Origin of the sequence: Ewingella americana ATCC 33852 (assembly GCF_000735345.1) — a bacterium.
In the GTDB taxonomy this organism is placed as follows: Bacteria; Pseudomonadota; Gammaproteobacteria; order Enterobacterales; family Enterobacteriaceae; genus Ewingella; species Ewingella americana.
In genome coordinates this window covers 1-20,095 of sequence record NZ_JMPJ01000044.1, presented here as the reverse complement: position 1 = coordinate 20,095, position 20,095 = coordinate 1, and the positions used below count along the sequence as shown (strand labels likewise).

Annotated in this window: 16 protein-coding genes; 8 read left to right on the top strand and 8 right to left on the bottom strand. The window is 53.7% G+C overall.

Translation table 11 applies throughout. The features are described from left to right. Positions 1-215: 215 nt before the first annotated feature. Positions 216-1,400 (top strand): mannonate dehydratase, encoded by a 1,185-nt coding sequence (gene uxuA, locus GEAM_RS07855; RefSeq protein ID WP_034790265.1) that lies wholly within the window; start codon positions 216-218, stop codon positions 1,398-1,400. 64 nt (positions 1,401-1,464) lie between these two features. Here uxuA and GEAM_RS07850 read toward each other — a convergent pair whose 3' ends face one another. After that, complete coding sequence (locus tag GEAM_RS07850) at positions 1,465-2,574, bottom strand: dipeptidase (protein ID WP_034790263.1); 1,110 nt, start codon at positions 2,572-2,574, stop codon at positions 1,465-1,467. Positions 2,575-2,879: 305 nt separating this feature from the next. On the opposite strand from GEAM_RS07850, the gene GEAM_RS07845 reads away from it, so the two are divergent. Beyond that, a complete protein-coding gene (locus GEAM_RS07845) occupies positions 2,880-4,448 on the top strand; it encodes a serine hydrolase domain-containing protein (protein WP_034790261.1) in 1,569 nt (522 codons plus the stop codon). Between the two features lie 65 nt (positions 4,449-4,513). Here GEAM_RS07845 and GEAM_RS07840 read toward each other — a convergent pair whose 3' ends face one another. Next, the gene (locus GEAM_RS07840; protein WP_244956605.1) at positions 4,514-5,179 is read right to left on the bottom strand and encodes a TenA family protein; all 666 of its coding nucleotides are present in this window, start codon (positions 5,177-5,179) and stop codon (positions 4,514-4,516) included. Between the two features lies 1 nt (position 5,180). Continuing rightward, positions 5,181-6,023: a BtpA/SgcQ family protein gene (locus GEAM_RS07835; protein ID WP_034790259.1), complete on the bottom strand. Its 843-nt coding sequence runs from the start codon at positions 6,021-6,023 to the stop codon at positions 5,181-5,183. A 27-nt stretch (positions 6,024-6,050) separates the two neighbouring features. Between GEAM_RS07835 and GEAM_RS07830 the strand changes: the two genes are divergently transcribed. Further along, the gene (locus GEAM_RS07830; RefSeq protein WP_034790257.1) at positions 6,051-6,965 is read left to right on the top strand and encodes a ribokinase; all 915 of its coding nucleotides are present in this window, start codon (positions 6,051-6,053) and stop codon (positions 6,963-6,965) included. Positions 6,966-7,058: 93 nt separating this feature from the next. On the opposite strand, the gene GEAM_RS07825 is transcribed toward GEAM_RS07830, so the two are convergent. Beyond that, positions 7,059-7,955: an ABC transporter substrate-binding protein gene (locus GEAM_RS07825; protein WP_051899446.1), complete on the bottom strand. Its 897-nt coding sequence runs from the start codon at positions 7,953-7,955 to the stop codon at positions 7,059-7,061. Between the two features lie 420 nt (positions 7,956-8,375). Here GEAM_RS07825 and GEAM_RS07820 point away from each other — a divergent pair, with 420 nt between their 5' ends. The 5 genes from GEAM_RS07820 (at position 8,376) to GEAM_RS07800 (ending at position 13,958) form a co-directional block, all read left to right on the top strand. Beyond that, positions 8,376-9,404: a LacI family DNA-binding transcriptional regulator gene (locus tag GEAM_RS07820; protein WP_034790255.1), complete on the top strand. Its 1,029-nt coding sequence runs from the start codon at positions 8,376-8,378 to the stop codon at positions 9,402-9,404. Between the two features lie 492 nt (positions 9,405-9,896). Further along, positions 9,897-10,652, top strand: coding sequence for an ATP-binding cassette domain-containing protein (locus GEAM_RS07815; protein ID WP_167333526.1), 756 nt, complete (start codon positions 9,897-9,899; stop codon positions 10,650-10,652). 40 nt (positions 10,653-10,692) lie between these two features. Further along, positions 10,693-11,691, top strand: a complete 999-nt coding sequence (locus GEAM_RS07810) for an ABC transporter permease (RefSeq protein ID WP_172468508.1) — start codon at positions 10,693-10,695, stop codon at positions 11,689-11,691. 4 nt (positions 11,692-11,695) lie between these two features. After that, positions 11,696-12,793, top strand: coding sequence for a phosphotriesterase family protein (locus GEAM_RS07805; protein ID WP_034790252.1), 1,098 nt, complete (start codon positions 11,696-11,698; stop codon positions 12,791-12,793). Between the two features lie 22 nt (positions 12,794-12,815). After that, positions 12,816-13,958, top strand: a complete 1,143-nt coding sequence (locus GEAM_RS07800) for a M20 family metallopeptidase (protein ID WP_034790251.1) — start codon at positions 12,816-12,818, stop codon at positions 13,956-13,958. A 28-nt stretch (positions 13,959-13,986) separates the two neighbouring features. Here the strand turns inward: GEAM_RS07800 and GEAM_RS07795 are convergent, their stop codons facing one another. The 4 genes from GEAM_RS07795 to GEAM_RS07780 all read right to left on the bottom strand — a co-directional run bounded on the left by GEAM_RS07795 (position 13,987) and on the right by GEAM_RS07780 (position 19,781). Next, positions 13,987-14,886 (bottom strand): LysR family transcriptional regulator, encoded by a 900-nt coding sequence (locus GEAM_RS07795; RefSeq protein WP_034790248.1) that lies wholly within the window; start codon positions 14,884-14,886, stop codon positions 13,987-13,989. 88 nt (positions 14,887-14,974) lie between these two features. Beyond that, positions 14,975-15,985 (bottom strand): N-acetyltransferase DgcN, encoded by a 1,011-nt coding sequence (gene dgcN, locus GEAM_RS07790; RefSeq protein ID WP_034790245.1) that lies wholly within the window; start codon positions 15,983-15,985, stop codon positions 14,975-14,977. Positions 15,986-16,240: 255 nt separating this feature from the next. After that, the gene (locus GEAM_RS07785; RefSeq protein ID WP_034790243.1) at positions 16,241-17,344 is read right to left on the bottom strand and encodes a porin; all 1,104 of its coding nucleotides are present in this window, start codon (positions 17,342-17,344) and stop codon (positions 16,241-16,243) included. A 724-nt stretch (positions 17,345-18,068) separates the two neighbouring features. Further along, a complete protein-coding gene (locus tag GEAM_RS07780; protein ID WP_034790241.1) occupies positions 18,069-19,781 on the bottom strand; it encodes an ABC transporter ATP-binding protein in 1,713 nt (570 codons plus the stop codon). Positions 19,782-20,095 lie beyond the last annotated feature (314 nt).

Genomic DNA, 20,095 nt, shown 5'->3' with positions numbered 1-20,095 from the left:
AAACTGTCGACTGGATCACATTAATGATCCTGAGCATCCTGAATGATATGTCGGTCAGGTGGCCTGACCACCCTACCACCTGACCTGTAATGTTAATAGAGTGAACTGGCAAGCTGTCTGACGTCAAGAAAACTAAAACAGCCCGCGTCACAGATTGTCCCTTTTCACGCTTCCTCGCACATAAGCAGACTTAGGTCGCAAACAAGGAATTTCACATGGAACAAACATGGCGCTGGTATGGCCCGAAAGATCCCGTGTCGCTGGACGATGTCAGACAGGCCGGGGCTACCGGGGTGGTTACTGCCCTGCATCACATCCCTAATGGCGAAGTGTGGACAGTCGAAGAGATTAAGAAACGTCAGGCCGAACTGGCGGAGAAAAACCTGACGTGGTCGGTGGTGGAAAGCATTCCGGTTCACGAAGAGATCAAAACTCGCAGCGGCGATGTCGAGAAGCACATTGCTAACTATCAGCAGTCGCTGCGCAATCTGGCGGCCTGCGGCATCGATACCGTCTGCTACAACTTTATGCCGATCCTCGACTGGACCCGTACCGACCTCGGCTATTTGCTGCCGGACGGCTCGCGGGCGCTGCGTTTTGATCAAATTGCCTTTGCCGCCTTCGAGCTGCATATCCTGCAACGCGCCGGGGCTAAGCAGGACTACTCCGCCGAAGAGCAAAAGCAGGCCAGCGACTATTTTGCCGCCATGAGCGAAGACGAAATCGCCACCCTCACCGCCAATATTATTGCCGGTTTGCCGGGTGCCGAAGAGGGTTACACGCTGGATCAGTTCCGCGCTCGACTGGCGACCTATGATGGCATCGACAAGGCCAAACTGCGCGAGAATATGGCGCACTTCCTGCGCAGCATCGTGCCAGTCGCTGAGCAGCACGGTCTGAAACTGGCGGTGCATCCTGATGACCCACCGCGCCCAATCCTCGGCCTGCCGCGCATTATTTCTACTATTGAAGATATGCAGTGGCTGAAAGAAACGGTTGATAGCCTGCACAACGGCTTCTGCTTCTGCACAGGCTCTTATGGCGTCCGCGAAGACAATGATTTAGTGAAGATGATGACCACGTACGCCGACCGCGTGAACTTCGTCCATCTGCGCGCCACCCAGCGCGAAGCCACGCCGGGCAGCTTCCACGAGGCGGATCATCTGGACGGCGATGTCGACATGGTGGCGATTATCAAAGCCATTTTGACCGAAGAACAGACTCGCCGCCGCGCGGGGGATCTGCGCCCTATTCCGATGCGCCCGGACCACGGCCACCAGATGCTCGACGACCTGCACAAAAAGACCAATCCGGGTTATTCGGCCATTGGCCGTTTGCGCGGTTTAGCCGAGTTGCGCGGCGTGGAGCGCGCCCTGAAACAAACTCTGTTCGCTGATTAATCATAAAAAATGGCTCCTGAGGCGAACTGCCCAAGGAGCCACTCCTTCCCACCTGTTTAGCGCATTACTCGCCCCAGGTTCTTTCCAGCACGTTAATCCAGTTCTGATGAGCAATCTTGGCAATCAGCGGCTCGCCATACCCCGATTTACGCATCGCCTCAATCAACACCGGCAGCCCGCTGACGTCACGCATAAAGGGAGCCATCGGCGCGCCGTCGAAATCTGAACCAAAGCCCACGTGATCCTCACCCAGTTTTTCCACTAGATAATCCAGATGGCGCAAATAGTCCTCGGTTCCGGTGTCCGGGCTGTTTTTGCCGTCTTCGCGCAGGAACGGCGTGGCGAAGTTCACGCCGACAAAGCCTTGCGTTTCTTTGATGGCGGCAAGCTGTTTGTCCGTCAGGTTGCGAGACTGGGCGCACAGCGCAAAGGCGTTGGAGTGGCTGGCCACCAGCGGCGCGTCGGAGTGTTTTGCCACATCCCAGAAGCCCTGCTCATTGAGGTGCGACAAATCAATCAAAATACGTTTGCGGTTACAGGCTTGCACCAGTTTCACGCCTAAGTCGGTCAAGCCGGGGCCGAAATCTGGCGAGGTATTGAATTTGAAAGGCACGCCGTGGCCGAAGATATTCGGACGGCTCCACACCGGACCGAGCGTTCGCAGGCCCATTTCATACAACACGTCGAGAGTATAAAGGTCAGGATCGATGCCCTCAGCGCCCTCTATGTGCATCACCACCGCCAGCGCCTTGCTCGCCAGCGCACCGCGAATATCGGCGGCGCTGCGGCAAATTTTCACCGCGCCCTGCGACTGCTGCTCAATACGCAGCAGGAAAGCCATCATGGCGAGAGTGGTGTCGCGGGCCGATTCAAACGACGGCGTCGGGGAAAAATCAGGATGTTTTTGAGTACCTTCCAGCAAAAAACGCGCGTCAATTTGCGGATCCGGCACGCTTGCTGCATCAAAACGGGGGGATGGCACCCACGCGGCGAACAGGCCACCGGCAAAACCGGCCTGCTGGCAGCGAGGTAAATCCATCTGGCCGCTGGCCGGGCCTTGGAGAAAAGCCTGCTCGGGGTTTTGGCGATGCTGCTCCCACAGTTGCAGTAAAACGTCATTATGGCCGTCAAAAACGGGGATAAACGTTTGCGTTCCGCGTTCGGTGTTATTCATAAAAGGGTCTACTCTGGTTAATTATGAAAAAAGCATAACGGCATTTATCGGCGCTAAAAACGACCGGCTAAGTACATTTTCATCTTAGGATTTCAATGAGATGCATAAAGATGGCTTCAAAAGCCTGTCTCTCATTAAAACCATCGGCTCGCTCACAAGTCAAGGCCAGCATTACGCACCTTTGAGCCAGAATTGTGGCGCAAAATGGTGTTGAAATGAGCTGGCTTCTGGGAGAAGTGAGTAACAATGACGGAGTGGCAGCATCGCTCCCTATCACACATGACTATTAGACAAGGGGAACAGCAATGACATTCACCCTACGCGAACCACGGACGCCTTTGCAGTGGGACGCGGCGCTGGAAACAGCGAAAAAAATCACCGGCCAATGGGACTCTGCAGGAGAACCCGGCGGGGCTATCAGCCTGTTTACGCGTGATGAAATCAAAGGCAGTGCTACGGGCGGACTGGCGAATCTCAGCACGGGAGAGCCTTTCACCCTCGACAACGTGGTGCGCTATGCCTCAATAACCAAGCATATTTTTGCTACTCTGGCTCTGTTTCGTAGCCATGCCGGGTTATCGCTGCAAGACACTTTGGGGCAGCACCTGCCTGCGTTAAAAGCCCCGATGGCTGACGTGACCATTGGTCAGGCGCTGGACATGACCGGCGGTTTGCCCGATGTGCGCGAAACCCTGTCACTGCTGGGGGTGTCGGTCTACAGTGCCACTGAACCACAGCCTATCTTAGATTTTCTTGCTCAGGACGGCGCACTGAATTTCCCCGCCGGTTCTGAGATTTCCTACTCCAATACGGGCTACCGTCTGGTTGAAGCCATCCTCAAGAGTAAAGGCATCCTCTTTAACGATCTGCTGCATGAGCACATCGCCGCGCCGCTGGATATCGCCCTGCACGCTCCTGAAACCTGGTTTGACGTGGTTCCCGGCTTAACGCCCGGCTATTGGCGCGACGGCGACAGCTGGAAAACCGCCAGCGCGGGCCTGCATCTTTCCGCCTCCGGCAGCGTCACCGGCAGCCTGCGATCGCTGACCACTTGGCTGCAAAGCCTGCTGGCGAATCAGGGGCCGGGCGAACAGGTGCTGGAGAAACTCACCCAGCCGCGCTATTTGCAAGACGGCACGCCAAGCGCCTATGGTTTGGGCATTTCCTCGACGCAGGTCGGCGTGCATAAAGTCTTTGGTCACGGCGGCTCACACGCCGGATACAAAACCTACTTTTTACTGCATCCTCAGTTGGACGTTGGCGTGGCAATGGTGTCGAACCGCGAAGATACACAAGCCTTCGGCTGCGCGTTTGAAGTGATGTCCGCCCTGCTCGGCGCGCCGCTTCCGCCGCGCAGTCAGGCCATCCCCGACGGCGTTTACGCCAGCATTGCCGAGCCTTATTGGCTCGAAGTTAAGCAAGGGGTGGCCAATTATCTCGGCGCGAGCGAAAAGCTCTATCAGGGCACGGATGAAAACGAAGCCATTTCGCTCTCCGCCCATATGCCCATGCGCCTGCGCTGGGACGGCAAAAACCTGCAAGGCGAAATGGGCCACGCGACGCGTTATTTTGTGCCCGCGACGCCAACCCAGTGTTTATCACTGGTTCAGGGGCGCTGGTTTCATCCGCAATCTCAGGCAGCCTTTGATATAGAAGATGATTATCTGCTGATGGGCATCGGCCCACTGCGCGCCAAAGGCAAGCTGAAGTCGATTGGGCTTGGTCGGTTATTGGTAGAAATGCCCGACGGCCCGTGGCTGAAAACCTTCTGCCTCTATTTCCAAGGCTATAATGTGCAGCTGATTGCCAACCGCAGCCGGGTGCTGAATTTCCGCCGCGATGAGTGTCGGGCGCGCTGGCAGCCGTCAGAGTAATTTGGCCTGAGCCACAAAGATAAAAGCCTTCCAAGTGGAAGGCTTTTTTATTACTGAACAAAGGGTTAATCAAAGGCGGCGCTGTGGAAATCAATCTCCCATTGCAACACCTGACCGTACAGCACCGACAGGTGCTGGCGCTGCTCCTCGCTCAGCGTGGCGGCGCAGCTGTCCAGCTCCGCCTTCAGCCAGCTTGCCTGATCGATAAAGGTCTTTTCGGCATGCATCACCACCCAATCTTTCACTTCAGGGTCAGCAATGGCGGACTGGCTAACGCGGGTACACCAGTGGTAGTACATCCACTCTGCGCCGAACATCAGCGTGAGGATCTCGGCATAACTGCCGTTTTGCGCGGTGCGCAGCATCCCCTGACTAAAGCGCGAGACGTCCGGCGCACTGCGCTGATAGTCCGACGGCGTCACGTGGCGCTTCTCCATCACTCTTTCGAAATAGGCAATTTGCTCATTTGCCAGCGCGTCGAGCACGCCAATCAGCCAGCGCTGATGGCGGATATCCGGCGCTTTAATGACCGCATAGGAAAATATGCCAATGGCCGTCGCCACGAAATCCCCTTCATACACCAGATATTGATTGAACACCTTGGCAGGCAGGCTGCCGTCTTCAATGCCGGTGACAAAAGGATGGTATTGCATGGCGTGCCAGACCTCCTGATGCTCCTCAAGCAGCCAATCGGTAAACGAATTCTGACTTTTTCCCATTGCGGTCGACATATTAGTCCTCCAGCTCAGCGCGAGCGATAGACATGAAGTGTTTAACTCGCTCCAGTTCAACCTGATTCCACCACACGCCGCCAAACTTCAGCGTGCTGGCAACAATCACCCCCTGCGTACGCTGTAAAATAGCGCAAATATTGTCCGGCGTAACGCCTGAACCCACCAGCAGAGGCAGCTCGGTGGCCGAGCGGATTTCGTCGATCTCTTCCATGGTGGCGCTGTCGCCGGTGCGCTGGCCGGTGGCAATCACGCCGTCAGCTAAGAAGAAGTCGACGTCGCGGGTTAATTCTGGGATTGAACGGTCGGCGACAATGGCGTGACTGCCGTGTTTCACGTGGCTGTCGGCGAAGATTTTGATGTGCTCGGCGCGCAGCTGGGAGCGATAGCGCAGCGCGGTGGCGGCGGCGCCTTCAATAAAGCCTTCGTTGGCGATGTAGGCGTTGGCCCACTGGTTGACGCGGATGAAGTCTGCGCCACCGGCCAACGCCGTGGCTAATGCCGGGATCGCCGCGTTGGCTAATACGTTAATGCCCAGCGGCACGCCAAACTCTTGTTTAATTCGGTCAGTGATCACCGACATAAATGCTGCCGTCTCATGACCAATATTTTCTGGTTTAGAAAAAGGAATGTCACCGTGGTTTTCAATAATCAGCCCGTGAATGCCCCCTTTTAAATAAGCATCAGCATCTTTTAAGGCCACGTCGATTATTTTATTAATTGATTTACCCTGATAATTTGGCGAGCCGGGAAATGCTTCGCAATGTACTACACCCATTATTGCTTTAGAACGAGAAAATATTTCTTGAATCGCGCTTGGTTTTCCTGCTGATATAGATGCCATCTTCATTCACCTTCTAGGGGATTAATTATGCGTGTATTCGTCGTAGGTAATACAGGCGTTGACGAAACGTATGTAATAAATGAAATACCTGAAAAAGGCGCATCGATTCACGGCCAGAAAATAAATCAAGATCTGGGCGGAAAAGGCGCTAATCAAGCGGTTATTCTTTCACGTTGCGCAGTGAGCACTGTGCTAATTGCCGCAACCGGAAATGATAATCAGGGCCAATGGTGTCGCCAGCAATTAGCCCAAGAGTTATTGAAACTATTTCCGGAAGAATCATTAAACTGTCGCACAGACACCTCACTTATATTAAATACCGCCGACGGCGATAATTCTATTATTACTACCACCACTGCCGCCGATGCATTGTCATTAGCGGATATTGAGCTGGCATTAAATAATGCACAGCCCGGTGATGTTGTATTACAGCAGGGGAATTTCTCATTAGAGAAAACCGCCGCCGTTTTCCAGCTGGCCCGTCGCCTAAGCTTGCGGACCGTTTTCAACCCGTCGCCGGTTAAACCGGCCTTTTCACAACTCTGGCCACTGGTCGACTTACTGGTAGTCAACCGTGGCGAAGCAAGCTATTTCACCGCGTCTCATCTACCTCCGGTGGAAGCCGCCAGCGAACTGCTGCGTGCCGGAGCCTCTGCCGTAGTGGTGACACTGGGGGCGGACGGCGTCTATTTCGCCACTGCCGACCAGCAGTTGCATGTCACCACGCCGCCTTGCAAAGTGGTGGATACCACCGGCGCTGGCGATACCTTCTTGGCCGTGATGCTGGCCTCAATGCTGCGCCGCTCAGTGCCTTTCCCTCAGCAGTTAGACCTGCAACGCGCCGCACGGGCGGCGGCGATCACCATCAGCCGCACCGGCACCTTTAGCGCATTTCCAAGCCAAACCGAGCTGGTGGAAATACTAAATTCACCTCTGGCCTAGCGGCTAGCGGGTTACGCAGAAGTCACGTAACCCGCTCTTTTCTTTCTACTTTTAACGACTATTTTTGCCACTGCTTTTCACACTTGATTAAGCTTACTGCTTAAACATTGGGCGGAAAGTATCCACGTTAGCTTTGGTGACGATAGTGGCCGGAACCTGAATGGTTTTTTCGACCGTTTTGCCATCAACTACCAATGTATTCAGGGCTTTAACCGCAGAAACGCCCATGTTCTCAGGGTCTTGCTGCAATACCGCCGTCACATAGCCCTGATCGATACCGCTCACGGCTTTAGCCGTCAGATCCCAGCCAAAGACTTTGATGTCTTTCTGGCGGCCCTGGTTTTCAACTGCGGCAATCGCACCCAGCAGAGCAGGCTCGCCGGTGGCGTAAATCGCGGTCATATCCGGGTTACCGGTGATCAGGTTTTCTGCCGCCGTCAGGGCGTCATCCTGAATATTTCGGCCATCGACCACGCCCACCACTTTGATGCCATCGTGGCCTTTGAGGGTGTCTTCAAACCCTTTTTGGCGCTGGTTTTGAATTGCGGAATTCAAGGCACCGACGATGCCCAGCTTGGCTTTCCCACCCATATTGTCTTTGACGTATTTGGTGAAGTAATTACCAATCAGCGCGCCGCCTTTATTATTATCCACGCCCACCTGCGCCTTTTGTGGTCCTTCAGGCAATACGGCGTCGATAGCAATAACCGGAATATTTTTAGCGGCAGCTTCTTTAATGGCTGGCATGATGCCGTTCACATCAATAGCATCCACCATGATCCCTTTAACACCTTGCTGAATATAGGTTTCAATCGCATCGTTTTGTGAAACCGGATTGTCATTGGCGTTGAAAATAACTAATTTCGCGCCAGACTTGGTGGCTTCTTCTTGCGCGCCTTTATTCATTAAATTGAAGAAGAGCGCCTGTTGGTTAATTTGCACCAACGCATAGGTTGGCGCATCCGCCGCAAAGGCAGAATAACTGAACATTGAAAGAGTCAGAGTAGCGATAGCTGTGTAGGCCGCTTTTTTTAATTTCAAAGCGTTAAAAGGAGAAAGTGATTTTTTCTTTCCGGTGTTGTTCAACATAATGACATCCTCAAGATTTGGTGATGACAATGCAATAAGCTGGCGGCAACAACTTTAGAAAGCCATTGAGCAGCTGAAACCTGAACGAAAGCATATAAATATGCACACTCAGGAGAATGTTGGCGGGAGGCACACGTCAGAATGTCGATTTAACGAAACAGACCGTTCCAAACGGAGAGTATTCGCTGAAGCTGGTAATGCGGGTAAACTGTTAATTACAATTAAACGACGTCAAAAAATTGTCAAGTATAAATTTTATCTGATCCGTGGCATTGTGAGCAGCGTGTCAACTGAAGCCCTTATGTGAAGGATGAAAAGTTAATGGGAACAAAACGGGTAGTGTTGTCCGACGTCGCGAAATACGCCGGTTTGTCGAAAGCGACGGTTTCGCGTTATCTCAACAAAAGCATCTCTCTGCCCCAGCCCACGGTCGCGCGGATTGAGGAAGCCATTAAGGCGCTGGACTACCGCGCCAACAGTCTGGCCCGCAGATTGAGCAAGGGCGGCAGTGAAACCATCGGCCTGGTGCTGCCGGACATCGCCAACCCCTTCTTCGCCGAGCTGGCCGATGCCGCTGAAGAAGCGGCCTCTCTGCACAAATACAGTCTGGTGCTGTGCGTTACCCGCAACAATCTGGAGAAAGAGTGTCAGTTCATTCGCTGGCTGGACACCCGTCAGGTTGATGGCCTGCTGTTCACCACTAACCGCCCTGATAACGGCCAGCTGCGCGAGCAGTTGAAAGGCCAACGTCACGTGGTTTTGCTGGATGAAGATGTGCCCGGCAGCACGGTACCAAAAGTCTTTTCCGACAATGTCCACGGCGGCGAACTGGCGGCCAACAAGCTAATTGCTGCCGGGCATCAGCGTATTGCCTTTGTCGGCGGACCGGATGAATTGATGAGCGTGCGCGAGCGCCATCAGGGTTTTCGTCAGGCATTAATCAACGCGGGCCTGCCCTACAGCGCAGACATGGTGCTGTACGGTGATTACAGCCGCACCTTTGGCCGCGCCGCGCTGGACCAGTTGCTGGCTCTGCCGCAACCGCCGACCGCCATTTTTGCCGCCAGTGACTATTTGGCCCTTGGACTGCTCGATGGCATGCGCCAGCGCGGGCTGGCCGTTCCGGCTTCACTCTCTCTGGTCGGTTTCGATGACGCCATCTACTCCGATTTGATCACTCCGCGCCTCTCCACCATTCGCCAGTCGGCGAGGGATTTAGGCCGAGTCGCGGTTGAAACGCTGATTAAGCTGTTTAACGATGAACCCGATGTCTCACAGGTGTCGCGAATTCCGGTGGAGTGGATCTCGCGCGACTCGGTTGCCCCTCCGGCTCCATCCTCAGCTGAGTAGTTTTAGTGCACGAATCAGGCGCGACTGCGCCTTTTTTGTGCAAGTTAACAACCTGCACCTGTATCGCCCACCTTGCATAATCCTCCTGAACGGATGTGAATTAGCTCTCAAATAATAAAATTTTAGCCTTTTTGTCACTTAATCATCACATTGATTCTTAATGGATTTAACATACCCCCTGTTTATTTTTTGAACCCGATCACTTTTCCACTCAGAATTAACTGGCATACATTCTGCTAGATTCAAACCGGCGACACAGAGTTCCACACTCAGAATATTTTTGACCATTACGGGTGCGGGAAAAGACATCGCCGTTATTTTTGCCTTTTGGGTAAACCGGTTTACAAGGATAGAGAAATCGGAAGAGGCAAGAAGACGGCATTGTCAGCAGCGGCAGAACTTTTGCGCTGCACCCGCAAGCCCCTCACCAGTTGGAGAGCAATTATGTCTCAAGAGATGTCCAGAAACTTATCTGGTTCACCCCGGGTCGAGATGGTAAATATCACCAAAACCTATGGTTCAATCCGCTCTTTGCGCGGCGTAAACCTGAGTTTGGCACCCGGCGAAGTGCTGGGTCTGGTCGGTGATAACGGCGCGGGTAAATCCACGCTGACTAAAATTTTGGCCGGTGCCGTGGTGCCGACCGGTGGAACCCTGCGTATTGACGGTCAGGATGTCCATTTCGCTAACCCGTCTGACGCCCGCCGCTGCCACATCGAAATGGTCTATCAAGATCTCTCGCTGTGCGACACGGTCAACGTGGCGGGCAACCTGTTTATGGGCCGCGAACCACAAACTCGCGTGTTGGGCATCCCCTTCCTCGACGAGAAAAAGATGCACGAAGAGGCCCACGAGATGCTGCAAGGCTTGGGGATCTCCATCCCTGACACTCGCCTGCTGGTGCGCAATTTGTCCGGCGGTCAGCGTCAGGCCATTGCCATCGCCCGCGCCGCCGCCTTCAACCCAAAAGTGTTGATCATGGACGAGCCTACTGCCGCACTGGCGGTCGCCGAGGTGGAAGCCGTGCTCGAACTGATTCGCCGAGTCAGTGCTCGCGGCGTCAGCGTGATCCTCATTACTCACCGTCTGCAAGATCTGTTCCTGGTTTGCGACCGCATCATGGTGATGTACGAAGGGACCAACGTTGCCGACCGACAAATCTCCGAAACCAGCTTGTCCGACATTGTGAATTTGATTGTCGGCCAGAAGTTCGAAGCCCACTCTGCACGCGAAACCGTGCACCACTGAGCGCCGTCTGGTGAATTAAAAGGGTAAACCCATGAGTATCATAAACATGTCCAGTCCCCGACTTATTAAACAATCGGTTACCCGGCGCATGCTGCACAACCACTCAGGTGTGGTGAGCATTGCGGTGTTTTTCATCTTCTGTTGCGTGGTGTTCTCTTTCGCGACGGACAATTTCTTAAGTGGATACAACTGGTTAAACATCCTGCGCCAAAGCGCGCCGCTGCTGATTGTCGCGGCCGCCATGACGCTGGTTATCACCACCGGCGGCATTGATTTGTCGGTCGGTTCGACGCTGGCGCTGGTCGGCGCGCTTTCCGCTATCGCCTTGAACAACTGGGGACTTCCTTGGCCCGTGGTGCTGATTGGCGGGCTGGTGCTTGGCGGTCTGATTGGTGCCATCAATGGCTACTTTATCGCCTATGAGGGCATCCCGGCCTTTATTGTCACCTTGGCGACTTTGGCGGTTATTCGCGGCGTGGCGCTGTTAATCACTCAGGGCTACTCCATCCCAATTCCGGCCGATAGTCCGTTTACGCTGCTGGGTCGCGCTTGGGTGTTGGGGCTGCCGCTGCCCGCCATTCTTGGCGTGCTGGCGTTAGTTTTCGGGCACGTGCTGCTCAACCATATGCGCTTTGGTCGCTATGTCACCGCCATTGGTGCTAACGCCGAAGGGGTGCGCCGTGCCGGGGTGAATACCAAATCGACCACCATGTGGGTGTATGTGATTTGCGGAATGGCGGCGGCTTTGGCCGGGATGATCATTACCGCGCGTCTGGGCAGTGGCTCGTCGAATCAGGGCGAAGGCTTTGAATTACAGGTAATTGCCGCCGTGGTTCTCGGCAGCACCAGTCTGTTTGGTGGCTTCGGCACCATTATCGGCACCCTGCTTGGCGCGCTGTCCATCGCGGTTATCCAAAATGGCCTGATTCTGTCGCACATGTCGCCGTTCTATACCCAAATCGCCACGGGCTTAATCATTCTGCTGGCTATCTGGCTGAACACCCGCATTTTCAACCCGGTTCGAAGTACCAAGGGATAGCGCCATGACCTCTAAAGACGGCTTCGCAGGTTCTTTATTTAGACATGCCGATCCCTTCCCGCTCGGCACGGAGAGCGGCTTTGCCATGACCGTGCTCGGCCCGCTGGCGGTGGAGAAACTGGGCGTCACCCTGATGCACGAGCATATTCTGCTCGACGCTTCGGGCAAGTGGGTGCCGCCCTGCTGCTGTAGCGAGCGACACATCGCCGAGATGCCGGTGAAAATCGAGAATCTCGGCGAGTTGCAGCTTAACCCATTGATGAGCCGTGATAATTGCCAGCTGTTTGATTCCGACCTCGCCGTGGAAGAGTTACTGAAGTACCGCGCGCTGGGCGGCGAAACCGTGGTGGATCCGACCAATATCGGCATCGGTCGCGACCCGAAAGCTTTGCAACGCATCTCAAGGCTGACCGGCTTGAACATTATTATGGGTACCGGCTTCTACCTTGAGCCGTCCCACCCTGACTATGTCAAAAGCCGTTCGCTGGAAGCGCTGACCGATCAGATTATTTATGACGTCGGCGGCTTTAGCGATAAACCCGAGGTGGTGGCCGGGCTGATTGGCGAAATTGGCGTGTCGGCGGCCTTTACTGCAAATGAGGAGAAATCCTTGCGGGCGGCGGGCCGCGCCAGCGCCAAAACCGGGGTGCCGATGCAAATCCACCTGCCGGGCTGGGAGCGCTATGGCCACAAAGTGTTAGATATTCTGGCGGAAGAAGGCACCAATCTGCGCCACGTGGTGCTGTGCCACATGAACCCAAGCTTTGCGGATAAAAATTATCAGCGAACGCTGGCCGAGCGCGGCGCATTTCTCGAATACGACATGATTGGCATGCCCTACTTTTATGCCGACGAAAGCGCGCAATCTCCTTCTGATGAAGACAACGCACGGGCGATTCGTGAGCTGATTGATGACGGTTTTATCGAGCAAGTTTTGCTGTCGCAGGACGTTTTCCTCAAAACCATGCTGACCAAGTTTGGCGGCCACGGTTATGGTTACATCCTCAAGCATTTCGTGCCGCGCTTGCGTCGCCACGGCGTGACCGGTGAACAGCTGGAAACCTTGTTAATCGGCAACCCGCAGCGCGTTTTCAGTCGCTAAGCATTACCTTTCGGAGCGCCCAATGGATCAAGACGTTATTGCCCTAACCCGCGCCCTGCTTGGCTTCAACACGATTAACCCGCCGGGTGACGAGGTGGAGTGCCTGAGCTGGCTGGCCAGTTTTCTGAGTGACACCGGGTTTGAGGTCAAGCTGCACGATTTTGGCGAACGGCGCTGCAACCTGATTGCCACCTTAGCAGGCTCGGCGGCGGGTAAACCTCTGGCGTTTACCGGCCATCTCGACACCGTTCCGCTGGGAAATGCCCAGTGGAAGTTCGATCCTTTTGCCGGGGAAATAGCCGACGGCAAGCTCTACGGCAGAGGCAGCAGCGACATGAAGGCGGCCATCGCGGCCTTTATTGTCGCCTGCATTCATCGCCAAGAGGTCATCGCGCAGAACAGCGGCGTGATGTTGATTTTGACCGGCGGCGAAGAGACGGGCTGCGACGGCGCGCGCGCCATGATTAATGACCCAAACCTGACGCTGGCCCAGCCGGGCGCGCTGATTGTCGGCGAACCCACGGATAATTACCCGATGGTAGGCCACAAAGGCGCACTCTGGCTGCGTTGTGCTACCCACGGTAAAACCGCCCACGGCGCGATGCCGGAGCTGGGGATCAATGCTATTTATCTGGCGGCGGACGCGATTGGCAAGATTCGCCATTTCGATCCCGGCCCGCCACATCCATTAATGAAGAAACCGACGCTGAACGTCGGCACCTTTCAGGGCGGATTAAACATTAACTCGGTGCCGGACAAGGCCAGCTTCGATGTGGACATGCGCACCGACCCAACGCTTACCCATGCAACCCTAAAATCGCGATTGCAGCAGCACTTAAGTGACGTTGTCACTATAAATACTTTGGTAGACCTTCCGGCCGTGCTGACTGAGCGGCAAAATCCTTGGGTGCGGCGGGTATTTGCCGACTGCCAGCCGCTGCATGACACGCCGGTCGAGGCCAAAATCGTCCCCTATTTCACCGATGCCGCGCTGTTGGTTGACGCCTTGGGCAATCCGCCCTGCCTGATCCTCGGGCCGGGCGAACCCTCGATGGCTCACCAGACTGATGAGTATTGCCGGGTTTCACGGCTGGAAGAGAGTGTGGGGTTATACCAGCAGATAATCGAGGACTATTATCTGCTGATCGAACAAGGCGCACTATAAAGGAGGGAAACTGCTCGAGGCGTGGATTTTAAGAATGACTCAGCAGTTGCCCTTCCAACTCCCACAGCTTATGGCGAATCAGCTGCTGAAGTTTCAACGCGGCCTGTGACGCAGGCTGGTCTTTGCGGCTGAGCAAAATCACCTCAAAAGGCAGATACTCCACCACCGGCAGGATTTTCAGCTGCCCGCGATAGCGGCTGGCGGTGAAGGTATCCACCACGCCGACGCCACCTCCGGCCAGCACCACATCGGCAATCACCGAATAAGTTTTGATATACAGCTGCGAACGCGGCGACAGGCCATTCTCGTGCAAAACGCGATTTAGCACCTGCCCCAAAGGGTCCTGCTGCTGCAACATTAATAGCTCGTTGTCACACAGCCAGCTCAGCGAAACCGGGCCTTCCTGCGGGCTATCCAGTGGTAACAGCGCCACCATATTGGCCTGATAAACAGATTCAGCAATCAGCTCGCCGGGCACCTGTTCGGCGAAAGTCAGTGCAAAATCCATCTTATATTGCAGCAGATCCTGACTCAGAGTGTTGAAGTGAGTGGTGACCAGCTCGACGCTGCCGCCGGGCGTCTGACGGCGGAAATTGGCTAATACAGGCGCCATAATCACCTGCCCGAGAGTATGGGCCGACCCCATGCGCACGTGCTGGCCTTCCCCCTGACGCAGCTGCTCGGCCAAGGCAGAAATGGTCTGAATATGGCTAAATAAAGCGTCAATTTCCGGCATGAGTCGCCGCCCTTCTGGCGTCACAATCAGCCCCTGCGGGCTGCGCTCGAACAGCGCAAAGCCTAGTTGCTGCTCGGCGTGGTTGAGCACGCGGCTAACGTTGGGCTGCGACACGTTAAGTAAACGCGCCGCGCCGCTAACGCTGCCCGCCTGTAAAACCGCTTGAAAAACTTCAATGTGACGAAGACGCATGCGCCAGTGACTCCCCGCAAAATCTGATATCTGAAAGTAGCAAAAAGGCTGTCACTTGGCTGCAATATCTGTGTTCAGAAACAGTAAATTAGCCCAGATTTTTAACCCACTGCGCCACCTCTTGCATGCCAAAGCGCACCGGATCGGTTGCCGGAACGCCAAACTCGGCGCTAATTTCCTCCAGCGCGGCTTTGGCCTGTTGCTCATCCACCGCCGAGGTGTTGAGGGAGAAACCGGCCAGCCGAACATTTGGACTGGTAAGCCGCGCAGCAATCAGGTTGGTTTCAACGCACTGGCGCAAGCTCGGCATGGGCATATGGGGTAAATGACGCATGTGCGGGCGACCAAGCTCGTGGCACATCACCAGTAAATCGGCCTGCGCGCCGTGGATAAGCCCCATGCTGACCCCGGCAAACGACGGGTGAAACAGCGATCCCTGTCCTTCAATAATGTCCCAATGATTGTCTTGATTGGCCGGAGCCAGGGCTTCTACCGCGCCGGAGATAAAATCAGCAATCACCGCATCAATAGCAATCCCAGCCCCGGCAACCAAAATACCGGTCTGCCCGGTGGCGCGGAAATCTGCCTGAATATCCAGCTGGCGCAGTGCCGCCTCAAGGGCCAGCGAGCTGTACATCTTGCCCACCGAGCAGTCGGTGCCGACGGTCAAAATGCGTTTGCCGCTGCGGCGTTTGCCCGTGCCGGTGTCCAGCGCGGGCTGCATGTGGCGCACGTCGAACAGCTCAACCTGATGCTTTTTCGCCAACTCCACCAGCTCGGGGATGTCATTCAAACCTTGGTGCAGGCCATTCGCCACGTTTAAACCGGCACGGATCGCCGCTTTGATGGTCACCAGCCAGTGCGCAGGAAGCTTGCCGCCTGAGTTGGCAGTGCCCAGCACCATGGTTTTCGCACCCTGCTGCTTGGCCGTCACCACATCCATTTCTTCCAAGCCGAGAGAAATGGAATCTTCCGCCAGACGCAACTGGCCGATACAGGCTTCTGGTCGCCAGTGGTGAATACCGCGCGCCGTCTTCACCGCCAGCGGATCGGTCACATCACCTAAAAACAGTAAATACGGTTTGGGAATGCTTTGCATAGACGTGGTGCTCCTCAGCAGGGACAGCTAATAAAGGAAAGCACGACTATTCCACGCGAGGTGCAGGCTGGCGAATACTTGTTTAGTGCAGCGCTATACCCTAAGGCTATAGGCTAAGCGATTGAAATTTAAGGTAGGAGAACTGAAGGCCAGCGAGGCAAATTCAAGACGAAAAAAAGGCAGAGCCAATGAAACTCTGCCTTTTACCATTACCATTTTCAGACACAGAAACGGGTAATAATGCTTTGAATCAACTTAGAAACGGTAAGTCAGGGCAACGGTAGTGATATCGTCGGTGTTCAGGCCCAGCTTGTTGTCGTCGTTCAGTTGGTTGATCAGGTAGTCAACATAAACGTACATGTTTTTGTTGAAGTAGTAAGTTGCGCCCACTTCGAAGTATTTAACGATGTCTGCATCGCCGATACCGTTTTCGATATCGTGAGCTTTAGACTGTACGTAACCTACAGAAGGACGCAGGCCGTTTTCGAATTGGTACTGTGCAACAAACTCGATGCCTTTGGTTTTGTTAGCAAAACCAGATTGAGCTGCAACCGCGCCAGTCGCTGGAACGCTGATTGGAGTCTGGTTACGGGTTTCGTTATACATCGCTGCCAGGTATACCTGGTTAGCGTCATATTTCAGACCAGTAGCCCATGCAGAAGCTTTGTCGCCTTTGCCGTAGGTAGAGTTAGTTTGGCCATTGGTACGGTCAGAAGAAGAACCTGCCAATGCTGCACCGATACCTGTGCCGCCGATGTTTTCATAATCCAATGACGCGCCGTAGCCGTCGCCATTCGCTTTACCGTCTGGACGGTTAGCGTCACCTTCGTTTTTACCCTGATATTGCAGAGCAAAGTTCAGACCTTCAACCAGACCGAAGAAGTCTTGGTTACGGTAAGTTGCTAGACCGTTAGCACGACCAACCATGAAGTTATCAGTGTAACCAGTGTCGCCGCCGTACTCAGGCATCATATCGGTGAACGCGATTGCGTCGTAAACAACGCCGTAGTTACGACCGTAGTCGAATGAACCGAAGTCTTTCACTTTCAGACCAGCGAAGCCCAGACGAGTCTTAGTGCCCTCGGTGCCTGCTGATTCAGCGTGGTTAGCCTGAACGTTGTATTCCCACTGGCCGTAACCGGTCAGTTGGTCATTAATTTGAGTTTCCCCTTTAAAACCAAAACGGACATAAGTTTTGTCGCCGTCAGAACCTTTGTCATCGCTGAAGGCATGTTTGCCGTTCACGCGACCGTACAGGTCTAATTTATTGCCGTCTTTATTATAAATTTCTGCCGCATTAGCAGCTGAGGATGCAACGATTAAAGAGACCACTACGGCCAGCACACTGCGCTTCATCATTATTTTATATTCCTTGATTTTATATAAAGGATTTCTCATGCCCGCTTTTAAATATCGAGCTGTGAGTTTTTTAAATGTTTATAAATGCTTCTATCTGTAAAACGATTCGAACCTTAGCATTAAGCACGAAAAGTTAAAATGGAAAAGTTCGGGCGATAACGTTAATTTAACGCAAAGAGTTGTAACATTATGTTTCAATGAGAGCTTCGTAAACCACTGATTATATGCGTTTTTTGCATAAAGAATTGCACCATTACAGTGCATTGCATCCATTTGGTGCAATTTGTGTTTAGTAATGTATGTTTTATGTTAGTGAGATCACTGTTCTGTGGGAGTTGCAAGATGTTAACAGTCATTAATAAAAACACATTCGGAATAGTAGTAATGCCTTTTTATAGTGCATAGCAGGGTAACTATTTTTTGGGCTTTTGTTATATCGATTAAATAGAAAAGGTAATTCTAATTTTATGAACACTTCACGATTTGTTTAGTTTTCCTGATTAGTTAAATAATAAGTCAAATTTCGAAGATTCATTAAATTGCAATAATGAGATCTTGATTCAAATTTCAGTTAACCATTTATTAGCCACATGACCGTTTTGATGTTTTTTTATTCTTAATGCGAAAGGTAAGTAAAGAAAGTAATAAATGTAGGGATAAAAAGCGGGCCGCTTTCCCCTCTGCAGAGAGGAAAACGGCGGTTTGCGGAGTTAAAGCAAGCGGGTTATCTAAACTGTGCAGCGTGGAGTTGAGCGTAGCGGCCCTGCTGTTCCAGCAACTGCTGATGTGTGCCCTGCTCAATTATTCCCTCTTTATCTACCACCACGATGCGATCGGCATTTTGAATGGTGGCCAGACGGTGGGCGATAACCAGCGTGGTGCGGCCCTGAGAGAGGTCGGCCAGTGATTGCTGAATCGCCTGCTCGGTGGCGGTATCCAGCGCAGAGGTCGCTTCATCAAGAATGAGGATTGGCGGGTTCTTAAGGAAGATACGCGCAATTGACAGGCGCTGTTTCTGCCCGCCAGAGAGTTTAACGCCCCGCTCGCCAATCACCGTGTCCATGCCCAGTGGCAAGGCATCAATCACTTCATCAAGCCTTGCCTGACGAGCCGCCTCGCGGATTTCCGCCTCAGTGGCGTTCAGCTTGCCATAGGCGATGTTCTCGCGAATGCTGCCGCCGAACAGGAATACGTCCTGCTGCACAATGCCGATATTGTTGCGCAGCGACGCCTGCGTCATATCGCGGATATCAATGCCATCAATGGTGATTGAACCGCTATCCAGCTCGTAGAAGCGTGGCAACAGTGAGCACAGCGTGGTTTTCCCCGCGCCCGACGGCCCGACAAAGGCCAGCGTCTCCCCGGCTTTAATCTCGAGATTGATGCCATTGAGGATCTTGCTAGCTGGCGTATAGCCAAACACCACGTCGCGATAGCTGATGTCGCCGTGCAGATGGTCAACCACCTGCGCATTCGGGCGATCAACGATATCCGGCGCGGTATCAATCAGTTGGGTAAAGCGTTTAAACCCGGCGATACCTTTCGGGTAGCTTTCCAACACCGAGGTGATTTTCGCCACCGGGCGGAAGAACACTTCCACCAACAATAAGAAACCGACAAAACCGCCGTAGCTCAGTTGGCCATTAACCACATACCACGTCCCGGCGATCATCACCACAATCTGGATCAGGCGCGTACTCAGGTAGCTCAGCGTCAGGCTGGCAGTCATGATGCGATAGGCTTTGAGCTTAGTTACGCGGTAGTTTTCGTTATCCGAGGCAAACAAGGTTTTCTCGTGAGCTTCGTTGGCGAAGGCTTTGACCACGCGAATGCCGCCGATGCTCTCTTCAATGCGCGCGTTGAAGTTGCCCACCTGACCAAACAGGCGGCGCCAGGTTTCAGTCATTTGCGCGCCATAGCGGCTGACCAGATAGGTCATAAACGGCACAATCACGATGGTCATCAGCGCCAGCGGCAAGTGCACCGTCGCCATCAGGATAAAAGCACCGATAAAGGTCATGATCGCGATGAACAGGTCTTCCGGCCCGTGGTGCGCCACTTCCCCCACTTCCTCCAAGTCTTTGGTGACATGAGTAATAATGTGTCCGGTCTTGGTGTTGTCGTAGTAACGGAAGGAGAGTTTCTGCAAGTGGCTAAACGCCTGACGGCGCATATCGGTTTCAATCCCCACCCCCAGCGCGTGTCCCCAATAGTTCACCACCGCCATCAGCCCGGTGTTAATCAAGTAGATGCACAGCAGGCCGACGGTAGCAATCAGGATCACCACAAAATCGTGGGCTGGCAGCAGCTTGTCGATAAAGGTTTTGATGGCCATAGGGAAACCCAGCTCCAACAACCCACCGAGGATTGCGCAGCCGAAATCGAGGTAAAACAGTTTTTTATAAGGCGCGTAATAAGAGAAAAACCGGCGGAGCATCATGCATCCTCATTGGAATGGCCCGTGCGCGGGCAAGTGCGCTAGTGTAAATGAATATCGTTATCAGTGGGAGGGGGTTTTGATGCTTTGGAAAGCATCGGAAACTTTTTCAATCTTTAGAAAGATTGAGGTCTAAATTAAGGTCAAGGTCAAAACCGTGGGCTAGCCGCCCACACTGGCCCAAAGGGTTTTAAACGAAACCCTTTGGAATCCTGCGTTTTTTGCTGCTGGGAGATCGAGGCTGCGCAGGGTTGGAATGGACGTGTTTCAGGCACTTTAGTGATCGCCACGAAATGCCGCCGCTTAGGCGGTTC